General features: G+C 36.0%; 12 protein-coding genes. 7 read left to right on the plus strand and 5 right to left on the minus strand.

Features of this window, described 5'->3' with window-relative positions; genetic code table 11:
- Positions 1-2 precede the first annotated feature (2 nt).
- Positions 3-3,035 (minus strand): SusC/RagA family TonB-linked outer membrane protein, encoded by a 3,033-nt coding sequence (locus IW15_RS20410; RefSeq protein ID WP_034715161.1) that lies wholly within the window; start codon positions 3,033-3,035, stop codon positions 3-5.
- Between the two features lie 518 nt (positions 3,036-3,553).
- Between IW15_RS20410 and IW15_RS20415 the strand changes: the two genes are divergently transcribed.
- Positions 3,554-4,138: a ribonuclease HII gene (locus IW15_RS20415; protein WP_034715162.1), complete on the plus strand. Its 585-nt coding sequence runs from the start codon at positions 3,554-3,556 to the stop codon at positions 4,136-4,138.
- A 74-nt stretch (positions 4,139-4,212) separates the two neighbouring features.
- On the opposite strand, the gene yidC is transcribed toward IW15_RS20415, so the two are convergent.
- Both yidC and IW15_RS20425 read right to left on the minus strand, forming a co-directional pair.
- A complete protein-coding gene (gene yidC, locus IW15_RS20420; protein WP_034715164.1) occupies positions 4,213-6,009 on the minus strand; it encodes a membrane protein insertase YidC in 1,797 nt (598 codons plus the stop codon).
- Between the two features lie 200 nt (positions 6,010-6,209).
- A complete protein-coding gene (locus tag IW15_RS20425; protein ID WP_034715165.1) occupies positions 6,210-7,817 on the minus strand; it encodes a CTP synthase in 1,608 nt (535 codons plus the stop codon).
- Positions 7,818-7,992: 175 nt separating this feature from the next.
- Here IW15_RS20425 and IW15_RS20430 point away from each other — a divergent pair, with 175 nt between their 5' ends.
- From IW15_RS20430 to IW15_RS20455, 6 genes are all read left to right on the plus strand, one after another.
- A complete protein-coding gene (locus IW15_RS20430) occupies positions 7,993-8,595 on the plus strand; it encodes a CDP-alcohol phosphatidyltransferase family protein (protein ID WP_034715167.1) in 603 nt (200 codons plus the stop codon).
- Positions 8,585-9,400, plus strand: a complete 816-nt coding sequence (locus IW15_RS20435) for a phosphatidate cytidylyltransferase (protein ID WP_034715169.1) — start codon at positions 8,585-8,587, stop codon at positions 9,398-9,400. Before IW15_RS20430 ends, IW15_RS20435 begins: the two co-directional genes overlap by 11 nt.
- A gap of 39 nt (positions 9,401-9,439) precedes the next feature.
- A complete protein-coding gene (locus IW15_RS20440) occupies positions 9,440-10,492 on the plus strand; it encodes a patatin-like phospholipase family protein (protein ID WP_034715171.1) in 1,053 nt (350 codons plus the stop codon).
- 211 nt (positions 10,493-10,703) lie between these two features.
- Complete coding sequence (locus IW15_RS20445) at positions 10,704-11,459, plus strand: SDR family NAD(P)-dependent oxidoreductase (RefSeq protein ID WP_034715173.1); 756 nt, start codon at positions 10,704-10,706, stop codon at positions 11,457-11,459.
- Positions 11,372-12,769 (plus strand): phosphatase PAP2 family protein, encoded by a 1,398-nt coding sequence (locus tag IW15_RS20450; RefSeq protein ID WP_084681509.1) that lies wholly within the window; start codon positions 11,372-11,374, stop codon positions 12,767-12,769. Before IW15_RS20445 ends, IW15_RS20450 begins: the two co-directional genes overlap by 88 nt.
- Positions 12,750-14,444, plus strand: a complete 1,695-nt coding sequence (locus IW15_RS20455) for a bifunctional alpha/beta hydrolase/class I SAM-dependent methyltransferase (RefSeq protein WP_034715177.1) — start codon at positions 12,750-12,752, stop codon at positions 14,442-14,444. Before IW15_RS20450 ends, IW15_RS20455 begins: the two co-directional genes overlap by 20 nt.
- A gap of 75 nt (positions 14,445-14,519) precedes the next feature.
- Here the strand turns inward: IW15_RS20455 and IW15_RS20460 are convergent, their stop codons facing one another.
- Together IW15_RS20460 and IW15_RS20465 are read right to left on the minus strand one after the other, a co-directional pair.
- Positions 14,520-15,089 (minus strand): YceI family protein, encoded by a 570-nt coding sequence (locus IW15_RS20460; RefSeq protein ID WP_034715178.1) that lies wholly within the window; start codon positions 15,087-15,089, stop codon positions 14,520-14,522.
- A 71-nt stretch (positions 15,090-15,160) separates the two neighbouring features.
- On the minus strand, positions 15,161-15,571 hold the full coding sequence (locus tag IW15_RS20465; RefSeq protein WP_034715180.1) for a hypothetical protein: 411 nt from the start codon (positions 15,569-15,571) through the stop codon (positions 15,161-15,163).
- Between the last annotated feature and the right edge of the window lie 58 nt (positions 15,572-15,629).

The raw sequence follows: 15,629 nt of genomic DNA on the forward strand, positions 1-15,629 counted from the left end.
ATTTAAAAATTAACTTTTACATTAAACGATATGTTTCTTGTGGTCGGCATTACTCCAGACTGATAACCCTGTAAGTTACCAGAGGACAATCCTGCTTCTGGATCTGCGTATGGAAGATTTTTATGAATAATCCAAAGGTTGTTTCCTATTAAGCTTACAGATAAGCCCTGTATGTATTTTGAGTTCAGCACTTCTTTCGTAAATCGGTAAGTAATAGAAGCTTCTCTTAGTTTCACATAGCTGGCATCATATACATAAGCAGAGCCTGGATAATCTGTTCCCAATACCTGACTTGACTGAGATCTGTCCAATCTAATAGTGTTCGGTACGTACACTCCGTTTTGTAACATTACTCCTGGCAGAACTTGACCTCCACCATTTGCCAGGGTATTTCTGACAGGGTTCCCCAAATCATTTAATCCAACAGAATTATCATAAATACCGGTACCATATCCATAAAACTGATCTAATGAATACACTTTACCTCCTTGTTTCCAGTCTATTAAAAAGCTAACTGACAAATTTTTATAATTAATTGTATTGCTTAATCCGGCCATCCATTTTGCCTGGAAACTTCCTTGGTTAGAGGTGGCTTGCGGTGTAGACAAATACATTCCGTTCGGACCTACTATCTTATTTCCATTACCGTCATACACATAGTCGGTAGTCCAGATAGATCCGTAATCTCCATTTAGAGGAGCATTAATACTTACCCCACCTTGTAATGGAGTCGCCCCACTCATCGTTATATTTTCGATACCTGGAGAGAGGGATGTTACTTTTGTCCATGGATTCGACCAGTTCAAAGTAAGATCCCAAGAAAAATCTTTAGATTTAAGCGGAGTAGCATTAATAGAAACTTCAAATCCTTTAGTAGTAAGCTCACCTGTATTTTGAATTTTAGATAGAGTTCCTCCTGCTAAAGAAACTGGTAATGCCAAAATCTGGTCAAAGGCTTTATTTTGAAACCATGAAACATCAAATCCTAAACGATTTTTAAACATTTTCGCCTCCACACCAAATTCCATATTTTTTAATCTCTGAGGCCTAAGTTCTGCATTTCGAAGAGATGTGTTATAAGCATATATTGGGACATCTCCATAAGAAGGCTGTACAAAATATCTATTATTCAATTGATCTGCTGATGTATCAGAACCTACTTCTGCGAAAGCACCACGTATCTTTCCAAAGTTAAGCCAGTCTGCCTTTATTAAATTAGAGAATACCACACTTGCAGATAATGATGGATACCAATACACATCATTTGTTGAAGGAAGTGATGTAGACTGATCTCTTCTATAAGTACCTTCTAAAAAGTAGGTATTCTGATACCCTAAAGAAACCTGTGCAAACCCACCATACACATATTTAGAAAGATCTGATATTAAAGGTCTTACAGGTGATGAGGCTGAATTTGAAATGGTGTATAACCCTGGTATATAAAGACCTCCTGATGTAGATTGCTGATTAGCATATGCCTTCTGAACATTAATGTTTCCTCCTAATAATGCATTTATACTAAAATCTTCAGTTAAATTTTTCTTATAAGTTCCAATAAGGTCATAATTAGTTTCAGAGAATCTGTATGTACTTGTAGCATATCCGGACGGCTGATTGGTAGTTCCATTCAAACCAAAAGTATTTCCTGTGTAAGAACCAACCGCTTTTCTTTCTTCAGTAACCATTGTATATCCATCGGTACCAGCTCTGAATAATACATTAAAATCTTTTGAAACATCATAATTTAAACTGAAGTTACCGGCAAATCGGTCTCTGGTATCATTCTGATAATTTTGAAATCTTTGGAAATAAGGATTATCCCAGAATGCAGGTGTCAAATTTGTAGGACTGGTCATATTCCAGGTATAATTCTGGTGGGAAATCCCATATAACTGTTGAAGTTCTTTTAGATCAATGTTAGTTCCCCACCATTGTCTAAAGTTACTCATAATGTTATCATTGTAGCCTGTTGTATTTCTTCCCCTTGTCTTTTGTGTTATATAATTAGCATAAAAGTTAGCGGTTAAATTATCTGTTAATTTATAAGATGCATTACCACTAAAATTATTTTTAATCAATTCACTATTTGGCATAATATCTGTGGCAGCAGTATTAGAGTATCCAAAACGGTAAGTAGCTTTATCACTAGCCCCTCCCAATGAGATATTATTTACATAATTAGTTCCTGTATCAAAGAAGGTAATTGGTCCATTTTTAGCAGCACGCCAAGGTGTTTTTTGTCCAAAAGTTTCAGATCCCGGGATAAAGGCTCCATATTGCCATACCATTGAACCATCATAAGCAGAACCATAAGATGCATCGTTTCCAAATGCTACTCTTGGGCTTCCCTGATATGGCGTCGCACTAAAACTTGTTCCATAGTACCCTTGCCCATATTGAGTTTGATATTTAGGAAAAGTGGATCTGTCGATTGTTGACATTGTGAGCGATGTAGAAAATTCTATCCCTAATTCATCCTTATTTTTCTTTCCTCTTTTTGTTGTAATAATAACTGCCCCATTTTGAGCTCTTGATCCATATAATGCTGTCGCAGCAGCCCCTTTAAGAACATTTATAGTTTCAATGTCATTAGGGTTGATATCAGATACCGAACTTCCATAATCACTCCCTCCACGGCCCGTTGTTTGATTAACTGTATTAATATTTTTATTCATTACAGGTACCCCATCAACAACAAAAAGAGCTTGGTTATTATCTAGTAATGATTTATATCCTCGAATTACAACGTTTATTGATCCACCAAAGTTTGTACTCTGTTTAATATCTAATCCAGCTACTTTACCAGATAAATTATTTAAGAAATTTGTCGTTGGATTTTTGTTAACGGCTTCTCCTTTTACTTCTTGAGTAGCATAACCAAGAGATCTTTTCTCTCTTTTAATTCCGAGAGCGGTAACAACCACCCCTTCAATTTCTTTGGTGTCTATAGTATCATTTTTCTTCTGTTGAGCTTTCGTAATAGCGACAGACGAAGACAACACCAAAATAAGAACACCTGCTGTTAGTTTCTTCATATCAAATTTAATTTTGTAGTGCTACAAATTTGTAAAACTTTATTAACAACACAAAACAAAATGCAAAAAAAATACGAATTATTCAACAATACACAATCAAAACAGCTTAAAATATATTAAATTAAGTTAAAAAACATTTTTTTAACAAAATCAATTTATTTAAATATCACTTTTGTTTGAAATATTGCAACAATAATAATTATTGATATTATCTATACAATTTAAAAGAAAATAACTCACTAACAACTGATTTTCAGCCGTGTGTACTTTAAAATACTAAAGAAGTATAAACATTCCATATAAAACAACAATGCTATGCATATGTTTTTTCACAGAGAAAAAATGCCTAAAAGTCTTAGGAAATGAAAAAATAGAGACAAACACTCGAAAAAATTCAGAATTTGACTTTCATATAATTTGAGTCGACATGATTTCAATAAAGTTTATGATGACGGATTCTCCAATACATTTTATTTTTTTTAATTTTATCCCTCAATATTTAGAGAGAAACAATTGCAATGGATTTGATAAAAAACTGGTCAAATGCTTATATCGAAGCAGGATGTGATGAAGTGGGAAGAGGATGTCTGAGTGGCCCTGTAGTTGCTGCCGCAGTCATTTTAGATGATAGTTTTAAACAAAGCCTGGTGGATGATTCCAAAAAGCTGACATTCAAAACAAGAATGGAGCTTGACAGCTACATCAAAGATAATGTTAAGAATTATGCCATTGCAGAGCTACCCCCTTCATTCATTGATGAGCATAATATACTGAATGCCAGCATTCATGCCATGCACCGTGCATTGGATCAATTAACCATAAGACCGGAACTTATTCTTGTAGACGGAAATAAATTTCATCCCTACAATTTCATTCCTCATCAATGCATCATTAAGGGTGATTCAAAAGTACTGTCGATTGCTGCGGCTTCTATTCTGGCTAAAAATTACAGAGACCGGCTTATGATCGAGCTTCATGAAGAACATCCGGAATATGGATGGAATACCAACTTCGGTTATGCTACCAAAAAACACCAGGAAGCCCTGATAAAGAATGGCCCGACTATTCATCACCGACAGTCTTTCAGATTAAAGTATGATTAAATAATTCATTACAGCTATACACATAAAAAAAGAGAAGCATTAATTAATGCTTCTCTTTTTGTTATTAAGTAAGTTTATTTCTTTTTACCTTTTTGCTCAACTGTTTTTTGCTGTTCCTGAGCTTTCTCCATCATTTCTCTCATTCTCTTCTGGAACTTGCCTTCAGTTTTAGGCTTTTCTTTATTTGCCTGAATCTGTGCATGGATTTTCTTTTCATCTAAAATCCAGTATTTGATCACCAGAATAATTAAGATGTTAATGGCATTGGATATAAAGTAATACCAAGAAAGACCGGATGCTGAAGTATTCAGGAAGAAAAGGAATGTAACCGGGAAGATATACATCAACACTTTCATGTTAGGCATACCCTCTTGCTGAGGCTGTTGGATATTTCCTGAAGTCATTATGGTGTAAATTAAGATAACCACAGTACATGCCAAAGCGAATACACTTAAGTGATCTCCTAAGAATGGAACTTTAAATGGAAGTTTTATCAAGTCATCATAAGCGGTAAGGTCTTTTGCAAACCAGAATCCTTGTCCTCTCAGATCAATAAAGTTCGGGAAGAATCGGAACAATGCATAGAAAATAGGAATCTGTACCAGCGCCGGCAAACATCCCGCCATCTGATTCACTCCTGCCTTTCGATAGATTTCCATTGTTGCCTGCTGCTTTTTCATTGGATCTGCATCCTTGAATTTAGCATTCGCCTCATCAATTTCCGGACGGATTACTTTCATCATGGCACTCAACTTGTGCTGCTTGTACATAATTGGTGATAGAATCAGCTTTACAATAATGGTCAGTAAGAAAATTACCCAACCTGCTGTAAGTCCCCAAGACGCAATAAAGTTATACATTGGCATGAAGAACCCACGGTTCATCCAACCAATCAGTGACCAACCTAATGGTAAGATCTCATCAAAGTTTTTATCATAAGATTTCAACAGAGGTAAATCAAGCGGCATAAAATACCAGGTAAAATCCTGGTTAAGTTCACTACCTGTCATCTGAACAAATCCTTCATAGTTGAATTTCTTCAAATATTCTCCTTCTTCGATAGATTCCTGATTTCCTTTACTGTGCGTAAATCCGCTCTTAGCTTCAATTACTGAAGTGAAGAACTGTTGTTTTACACCAATCCAGTTAAGGGTTTCTTTTTCTTCCTCCATGGTCGTTCTTCCGTCATAATCATATGATTTATAATTATTGAACGCATAAGAGAATTCTGAGTGTGACTGCTCCTGAGCACGTCCTTTTTCAAGATTTCTTACATTATAATCCCAGATAAAATCTGCCTTGGTATCAGAAGTTACCGCTGCAAGACCTTGCGTTCTTACTTTAAAATCAAGGGTATATTTAGGAAGTAATGTATAGATGAACTGAATAACCGCTCCGTTGTAATTAGCAGTAAGGGTTACTGCATTTCCTTTAACAACCGGAGAGAAAACAAGGTCTTTGGTATTAATTACTTTCCCTGTTTTATCTTTAAACTGGAACCCGTAATTTGAGTTCTTTTTATTGATAAGATAAAGCGGAAGATCTGCTCTATCCGATGTATGATCGTATGCTTTGTATTTTGACAGCTCTACTTTAGAAACCTGCCCTCCCAGGCTGGAAAATTCCAACTTCAATTCATTGTTTGCTAAAGCAGCCGTCTGAATTTCATTTGGAGTTACATTTGGATTGATATTGCTTGCCTGAGTTTGTTTTACAGCATTTTTAACTTGTTCAGTCTTTTGTTGCTGAGCTTTTATCTCTTCCTCTTTTGACTGTTTGTTTTGGAAATAAAACATAAAACCGAAGAGTACCAAACATAAAACCGCAAAACTAATCATTTGACTTTTATCGAGTCCGTTGTTCTGTTGCATTTTATTGTAATTAAATTTTTTACCTATTTATCTGTAGAGCAATGTTCTATAGTATATAGAGCAATGTTCATAATTCGAGTCGACAAAAATACTGTTTTTTTATCAAAACTCTATCCTATAATATATTACTATATAATAAACTCAAGCTGATAATAATCAACTTGAGTTTACTATATGACGTTTGTAATTAAAGAATTACCTTATTTCTTCTCACAAGCCTTAATAAAAGCTTTGAATAATGGATGCGGTGTTGCTACCGTACTCTTGTATTCCGGGTGATACTGAACCCCAACATAGAACGGATGATCCGGCATTTCTAGTGCTTCAACTAATCCTGTTTCAGGGTTGGTACCTGTAGCAAGGAAGCCGTGTTTCTCAAATTCCTGAAGATATTCACTGTTGAATTCATAACGGTGACGGTGTCTTTCGGAAATATTTTTAGTTCCGTAGATTTCGGATAGTTTAGAACCGTTTTTCAATGCACATTTCCATGCTCCCAAACGCATTGTACCTCCTTTATCTACAATATTCTTCTGCTCTTCCATAATGGAAATTACAGGATCCGGTGTAGAGGTATCAAATTCCATTGAGTTTGCTTTGGTATGTCCCAGAACATTTCTTGCAAATTCAACAGTCATGATCTGCATTCCTAAACAAATTCCCAACATCGGAACTTTATTTTCTCTTGCATATTGAGCTGTAAGTACTTTTCCTTCAATTCCTCGGTCTCCAAAACCTGGAGCAACAAGAATTCCGTCAACACCATTCAAGGTCTCATTGATATTCTCAGCGGTAATATCTCCACTGTACACCCATCTTACTTTCACTTCAGTTTCCTGACTTGCTCCTGCATGTTTGAAGGCTTCAGCAATAGAAATATAAGAATCCTGCAGCGAAATATATTTTCCTACCAATGCAATTTCTACGGTTCTTTTTGGATTTTTGAATTTCTTAAGGAAAACTTTCCAGTCTTTAAGATCTGCTTCTTTATCACTTTTAAGATCCAATTCTTTCAGAACTACATCATCAAAGTTTTGTTTTTGAAGGTAAATAGGGACTTCATAGATCGTTTCCAAATCTTTACATTCAATAACATTATCTAAAGGTACGTTACAGAATTGAGCCAATTTTGCTCTCTGATCTTTTGGAATGGTATGTTCTGTTCTGCAGACTAACACATCTGCCATAATCCCGCTTTCCATCAATTGACGAACGGAATGCTGTGATGGTTTTGTTTTCAATTCTCCACTTGATGCCAGATAAGGCAGTAAAGTAAGGTGAATAACCATCGTATTTTTCTCACCCAGTTCCCATTTCAACTGGCGAACGGTTTCAATGTAAGGCAAAGATTCAATGTCTCCTACCGTTCCTCCGATCTCGGTAATAATGATATCGTAGTTCTGCTTGGAAAGCATTTTAATTCTGCGCTTAATTTCGTTGGTGATATGAGGAATTACCTGAACTGTTTTTCCTAAGAAATCTCCTTTTCTTTCTTTTTCAATAACAGTTTGGTAGATTTTTCCTGTGGTAACGTTGTTGTTTTGAGAAGTTGGAGCGTCCAGATAACGCTCGTAGTGTCCTAAATCCAGATCCGTCTCTGCACCATCTTCGGTTACATAGCACTCTCCGTGCTCATAAGGGTTTAATGTTCCTGGGTCGATATTGATGTAAGGATCTAATTTTTGGATCGTTACATTAAAGCCGCGTGATTTTAGTAGAAGTCCCAGAGAAGCAGAAACGATTCCCTTTCCCAAAGATGAAGTTACACCTCCTGTCACAAAGATGTACTTTGTATTCTTTTTACTCATTAGATTAGGTTTGTGCAAAGTTAGGGGAAAAAGAAATACAAAGCAATTTTGTAGCACTTTTAAATCTTAATTTAACTTTGATTCATGATTAGGTAATCAAAAAAGAACTTTAGATTTGATGAAAAATTTTATCTACATTTGATTTCACCAAAAACTCAAAAATTCAATAAACACAATGATTTCGGTATATAAATTAAAACCAAAATTCCAGCAGCTGCTGACTCCTGTTTTGTTATTTTTACACAAACATGGGATTACTGCTAATCAAATTACCGTAAGCTCTATTCTGCTTTCTGTACTTATTGGGATTTTATTCTGGAACGCCGATATTTCAAAATGGTTTTTCCTGAGTCTGCCGATAGGACTTTTCATCAGGATGGCACTGAACGCTCTGGACGGAATGATGGCCAGAAAATTTAATCAGACCAGTAAGCTGGGTGAAGTGTTGAATGAAATCGGAGATATTGTTTCTGATGTGATTATATTTTTTCCGCTTATTAAATTTCAGCCAGAAAGTTTATATATAGTTATTGTATTCATTATGATGAGCATCATCAACGAATTTGCCGGACTTATGGGAAAAGTGATAGGAAAAGAACGCCGGTATGAAGGACCGATGGGAAAAAGCGACCGCGCCCTGATTCTTGGAATATATGGATTAGCCGTATTTTTCGGAGCCAATATTGCTGATTATTCCCAATATATTTTCAGGCTGATCATTCTCCTTCTTTTCATCAGCACCTACGTAAGACTTAAGAAATCTCTGAATGAAGCCTGAAAGTCCAACCCCTGAAAATAAATTTGCAGATGTTCCGCTGAGGGTAAAGACCTGGGGATATATCATTATTGCTTTTTCCCTGGCGATTTCTCATCCTCTGGCCATGAAAGTCTTTGTGTCATGGATCAGTTTTCAATGTTTTTTTGAGTTTTTAAAATTGTTTAAGGTTAAAACAAACCTGGTTTTCCTTTCCCTTGTGGTTGGAATCTCACAATTTTTTCTATTGTATTTCTTGAAAGATGAAGATTATTTTATTTGCAGTGCTGTTCTGACAGCTATCTTCTTATTGTATTTTTTTATTCTAAAAGCATCCTTTCAACAGCTTTCGGGAATAGCTATGGCCTTGATCGTCTGTTTATTTTCTTTCCCGCATTTAGCTTTCATCAGAGATCATGATTCAGGAATATACTCCATCATTTTTGTAGTGGTGGTTACTGAATTGAATGATGTTTTCCAATATCTGATGGGTAAATTTTTCGGAAAGCATAAAATTGTACCCAGCATAAGCCCCAATAAAACATTAGAGGGATTTCTCGGCGGTGTATTTCTTACCATAATCTTAAGTAATATTTTAGGGTACTTTTTATTACCTTTCAATATCCTTATTAACACCCCTATTGGATTGTTGTTAGGAGTTTTTGGATTTTTCGGAGATGTATTTATGTCGTATTTAAAAAGAAAAGCAGCGGTCAAAGATACTGGTGATCTTCTTCCGGGACATGGTGGTTTATTAGATAGAATGGACAGTTTAATTTTTAATGCCCCCCTGTTTTTCTGCATTCTCACTTTTCTTTTAAAGAGATGAATAGTATGATTACGATCCGAAATCTAATTTCTAGAATGTATGAATGAAAAGTTGAACAGAGCACTTATTTTTTCAGGCGGCGGAACCCGGCTCATGATCTACCTCGGAGTATTCGCAGCCCTGGAAGAAGCCGGAATGAAACCTGAAGTCCTGATTGCTTCCTGCGGTGGTGCTTTTGCAGCCACAGTGATCAATGCTTTTCCTGATAATCTTTCCAGGAAAAATTATTTAACCTCAGAAGAATATTATCGGTTTGTTTCCCATACCACCCTGACAAAACACCGGAAGTTATCTGAAATAGGACTTTTTTCATTAAAGAAATTAATACACAACAAAAATGCGCCTTATATCGAAGATGTTTTCACCCGGTATCTGGTAGAAATGAACCAGAATCTGGCTGAAGATTTCCCGTCTTTGCAACACACTCAGCTTTCTCAGGAAATTCCTACCGTTGTTATTGGTTCAGAGCTTCTTTTTACTCCTTCAGAAACAGGTCAGAAACGAAATGATAAAAAGCTATATCAAAAAATAATGTTCACCGATGCTCAAACGGCAAAGAGAATACGTCCGGAAAAGGTGATGATCCATTCTGAAAATTTACAAAAGAGCGCCATAGAAATGATTCCGAAACTCAAAACGGATGTTTCAATGCTGGACGCCACAAGAATCTCTATTTCTGATATGTTTTATGTAGCCCCCGCCCTTCTTCACGGAACTTATTTTGCCGGCGGTGCGGTTGATCTGATTCCTGTGGAGCTGGCAAGGCATCTTGCAGATCAGGTTATCATTGAAAAAAAACAATCCTACAGTCCTGTTGAAGAAGCTTTCGTACAGGCTGTTTTAGGATATAGCGGTAATAAAAGACTGGAAGAAATTGAACAACAGGCTCCGGACTTACAGATTGACACGGCGAATATCAAACACGTATTGGAAGGGCATTATATTAAAAAAAGTATTGACTGGAAAAAATTTGAAATCGCACTTTCTCTCCCTAAAAGCCACCAACAATTTGTGGAAGATCAGGAAAAACAATGGCAGTATGGTTTTGATCAGACGATGAAAGGAATCAACGGAAAACGACTACCGGCATAAATAATTTTGGCTAAAGCCAATTATTTTTATTATGATTGGATTAAAATTAAAACGGGTTAAAACCCGTTTCTATTGAATATACCCTTTATATCCAAAAGTTCTATGATTTTACATGCACCCACTTTTTCCAGATAAATAAATTGTCTGCAATTACCATTATTTTCACTTATAACATTTATTTTTACCTTAATTTGAAAAACACAACCTTCTCATGAATGTTTTTATCGCAGGCGGAACTTCGGGAATCGGCTACTCTCTTGCTGAACATTATCTCTCAAAAGGATATCGTGTCGGTATTTGCGGAAGAGACCTGAATAAAATCCCTGACCATAATTTCGTAAATTTAAAAGCATTTAAAGCAGATGTCTATCAGATAGATGATCTGTTGCAGGCTGTACAGGCTTTTCTCCCGGAGAATGAGGATTTAGATATTTTCATCAACTGCACAGGAAGTTATGCGGAAGATGTGGCCGGACAAATTTCTTATGAAGAAGCAGAAGAAATGTTGAGTACCAATATTCTTGGTACTGCTCATTGTTTTGAAGTGGCAAGAAGGGTAATGAAAGGACAGCTTACAGGCAGGATTGCCGTTATTGCTTCTGTTTCCGGGATTCTGGAATATGAAAACTCGAGTCTGTATACCAAAACAAAACGTTCGGTCATTCAAATGGCAGACGCGTATCGCCGGGGGCTGAAACCTTTTGGAATCTCCGTAACCACCATTGCACCAGGATATGTAGATACGGCAAAGCTGAGGGATCTTAACAATAACGATCTGAGTAAAAAACCTTTCGTTATCGATGTTAAAACTGCAACAACCCTTATTGCTGATGCCATTGAAAAACAAAAAAAACTCATCATTTTTCCATCAAAAATGAAATGGATGATGAAATCTTTAGCTGTACTTCCCTCCTCCTTATTAAACCTAATCATGTTCAGGAAAGCGAAATGGATGAAAAACGAATAAAAAGTAAAGATAAATTCTATGCGCTGCTGATTTGCGCAGTGGTATTTACCATCATCTATAATACTGCAGCATGGTATGTTTCCAAGTTGGAAAATGTGTATTCATTTGTCTTTAGTTTTGAAAAATACATTCCTTTTATTCCATGGACCATCATCCCTTACCTGAGCAGCGGAGTCCTTTTCTGTGTAGTATTTTTAATATCTTCTGACAAAAGACAACTTAAGCTGTTAACCCAAAGAATGCTTTTTGTCACCATCATCGCTGGCATATGTTTTGTCTTATTTCCTTTGAGATTTTCTCTGCAGAAGCCTGATATAGGCAATGCTCTTTTCAGATATTCTTTTCAGGTCCTGAAAATTCTTGATTCTCCTTTTAATCAATCTCCTTCTTTACATATTGCTTATGCTTTTATTTTCTGGACTATTTTCAGGAATTTCAATCAAAAACTGAGACTATTTTCAATGGTCTGGCTCATTGCATTGGGCGTTTCTACCTTAACGACCTACCAACATCATTTTATTGATATCATCACAGGAATCATCCTTGCCCACATTAGTTTTATCGTATTTCCGGATCAGAAAAATAACTTCAGATACCGAAATTTCCAGGTTGCCAATTTTTATTTTCTATCCGGATGGATCATTTTTTTAAGCTCATTAGTCCTTAATCAATTCTTCGGAGGAGTATGGCTGTTTCTGTTGTGGCCAGCTTTGGTGATGCTTTTAACAGGATATCATTATCAGAACAACGCCGTTCATTTTTTAAAAGATAAGAATGGGAATATTCCTGTATGGAAAAAGATTTTTTATGCTCCTTACCAGTTAATCTATTACCTATGCTGGAAATGGTTGAGGAAGAATAAAGCACCGATAGAAATCATGCAAAATATTTATATTTCCTCCAAACTGTCTGCTGCAGATATACAACAGATGGAGATTAATGAAAATACTTTTGTTTATGATTTATCTGCTGAACTGGAAGAGACTTCTTTAATAAAAAAACGATCAAAATACTACTTTGCACCTTTTTTAGATATCGGGACATTTGATGTAGAGGAGACGAAAAAATTAGTTCATCAAATCACGGAAAATTACAAACAGCTTCCAAGCAATGGAAAAATACTCATCCATTGCACAATGGGCTTTACCCGGAGCAGTATCATGGGTACGCTGGTAATTAAAAATATTCTATCTTTACCCTTAGACCAAACAATAACCCACATGAAATCTGTCAATAAGAATGCGATTATTCATTCGTATGCAGAGGATTTTTTGAAATATTTTACTTATTATGAACAGCGGAATTTTTAAAAGTTTTGATGAAAACGAGCTCTTTTACAGAGAATGGAATTACCAGCCTCAGCAAAAAAGCATCGTTATGATCCACCGTGGACATGAGCATTCTGAAAGGCTTAACGATATAGCCCAGTCGCCACAATTTTCCAACTACAATATTTTCGCATTCGATCTGCGCGGCCATGGGCATACGAAGACAAAAACATCTTCTGTTTTTATGGATTACGTTCGTGATATGGACTCATTTGCCCACTTTTTACAGTCAAAATATGAGGTAAAAATTTCTGATATTTTTGTGGTAGCCAACAGTATCGGAGGAGTTATCGCTTCGGCATGGGCTCATGATTTCGCACCCAGAATTGCAGGAATGACGCTTCTTGCACCCGCTTTTAAGATCAACCTCATCGTTCCTTTAGCCAATGAAATGATCACCTTAGGAACCAAACTGAAAAAAGGACTGATTATTAAAAGCTACGTAAAATCCTCGATGCTTACACATGATCCCGAACAGCAGAAAGCCTATGATACCGATCCGCTGATCACCAGATCCATCGATGCGGAATTATTAATTGACCTCGCAAAAGCAGGAAAGCGTTTGGTGGATGATGCCGAGGCGATTGGTATTCCCACGCTTATTTTATCTGCAGAAAAAGATCAGGTAGTCTTCAATAAAGAACAGAAAAATTTCCATTATAAAATAGATACTGATCTGAAAGAATATACCGTTCTCCCTAATTTCTTCCACGGAATTTTATTTGAAACCGGAAAAGAAATGGTGTACGACCGGATCAGAGATTTTGCTGAAAAATGTTTTGCGCATACTCCCGAAGAGCCGTCTCTTACTCCTGACCGCTTTTCTGTAAAAGAATACCAGAACCTTCAGAATAAGCTTGGCAATAATTTAAATTTTAAATTCCAAAAATGGTCCCTATCAAAAATCGGAAAGATCAGCACCGGAATGGCGATCGGCCTGAAACATGGCTTTGATTCCGGGATTTCTTTAGACTACGTATACCATAATCAACCGCAGGGAAAATTAGGTTTCGGAAAAATGATGGATAAAAATTATCTGGAAGCTATCGGGTGGAAAGGAATCCGAATTCGGAAACAGCATTTGATACAGCTTTTAGAACATAATATCCAAACACTTTTAAAGGAAGGCCGGAAAGTAAAAATACTGGATATTGCCGGCGGAACGGGAAATTATTTATTTGATATTAAAGAAAAATATCCCCAGACAGAAATCGTTATCAATGAGTTTGTACAAGCTAATATTGAAATCGGCGAGAAGGTGATTCAGGAAAAGAAATATGAAAATATCCGCTTCACGAATTTCGACTGCTTTGATCCTGAAACTTATAAAAAATTAAACTTCGAACCGAATATTACAATTGTTTCCGGTATTCTGGAACTTTTCGGAGATAATGAAATGGCAGGCAAAGCAATCCAGGGCGTTGCTTCTGTTTCTGAAAAGAATTCTTATGTAGTTTACACGGGACAGCCATGGCATCCCCAACTGAAAATGATTGCTTATGTCCTGAATAATCATAAAAATGAAGACTGGATCATGAGAAGACGCTCACAAAAAGAACTTGACCGCGTAATGCTTTTTAACGGCATCCAAAAAGAAAATATGCTGATTGATGACTTCGGAATTTTCACCGTGTCTTCAGGTAAAATTAATGCTTAAATCTTTGTCTTACTATCATAAAAAAGGCTTCTCAATGAGAAGCCTTTTTACTTAAAATCAAATGATGTTTAAGAATTATTGTTTTACCAATTCAAAGTATAAGTTAACATCTACGTCCTTTGCTACCCCAGCTCCGGTTGGATCATATTTAATATTGTAATCTAAACGGTTAACCTTAAATTTGGTCTGAAACCCAAGAACAGTTTTTCCCTGTTGGTTTTTCGTTACTCCTCCAAAAGTTACCGGAACACTGATTTCTTTAGTAACATCTTTAATGGTAAGACTTCCTTTCAGGATATAATTATTGTTTTTATCTTTTGTGATAGAAGTACTTTTAAACTTCATTTCCGGAAACTTTTCCGCTGAGAAGAAATCATCACTTTTCAAATGTTTGTCTCTCATTTCAACTCCGGTATTCACAGAATTAATGTCTACCGCAAAATCGAAAGCGGCATTATCCAGATTATCTCCTTTAGTGTTTACCGTTCCCGTAAATTTATCAAACCTTCCCTGCACAAAGCTGATGCCCATGTGTTTGATGTTAAAGTTAACAGATGAGTGCATCGGATCTACATTCCATACAGTCTGAGCAAAGCCCACAACGCTTAATAAAGCAAAAACGAAAGTTAAAAATACCTTTTTCATTGTATTATATATTGTATTATTATTAATCTGGTAAAGGTAGACCTTGAAATGCAGCCGTACATTGACCTATGTTAGTTTTTACTTTTAGATCTCATTACTTTTGAATACACCAGATCAAAAAGTACCATAATCAGGAAGACACCTATTGAATTGACACACAAAAACACATTAAGTAACTTAGGGTTAGTATGTTCCACAAAATACGTAAAGGGATTAGTCCCAGATAATATAAGCATGAGAAGATAAAGAACCTCAAATAAAAGAGCAATTTTCCATAGGGAATGATACTGCTGTTTAAAAATAAATACGGTTATCAATCCCACTACAGAAACAATCAGACATCCTATGAGAATGGAAAGAGACAGCATTCCGAAATCTCCGCCGGGAAGTTCTAAAAATTTCACAGTTTCATCAACAAAACCTGTATTGAAAATCGTCATCACCACAAATACAAGGATTGTTTTCAGGAGTATATTTTTCATCTCTGAAAATTAAATAAAATTTCGAAAGAAAAATTCAAAAAAATTTTTGAACTTCGCG

It is taken from the genome of Chryseobacterium soli (assembly GCF_000737705.1).
Taxonomy (GTDB): Bacteria; Bacteroidota; Bacteroidia; order Flavobacteriales; family Weeksellaceae; genus Chryseobacterium; species Chryseobacterium soli.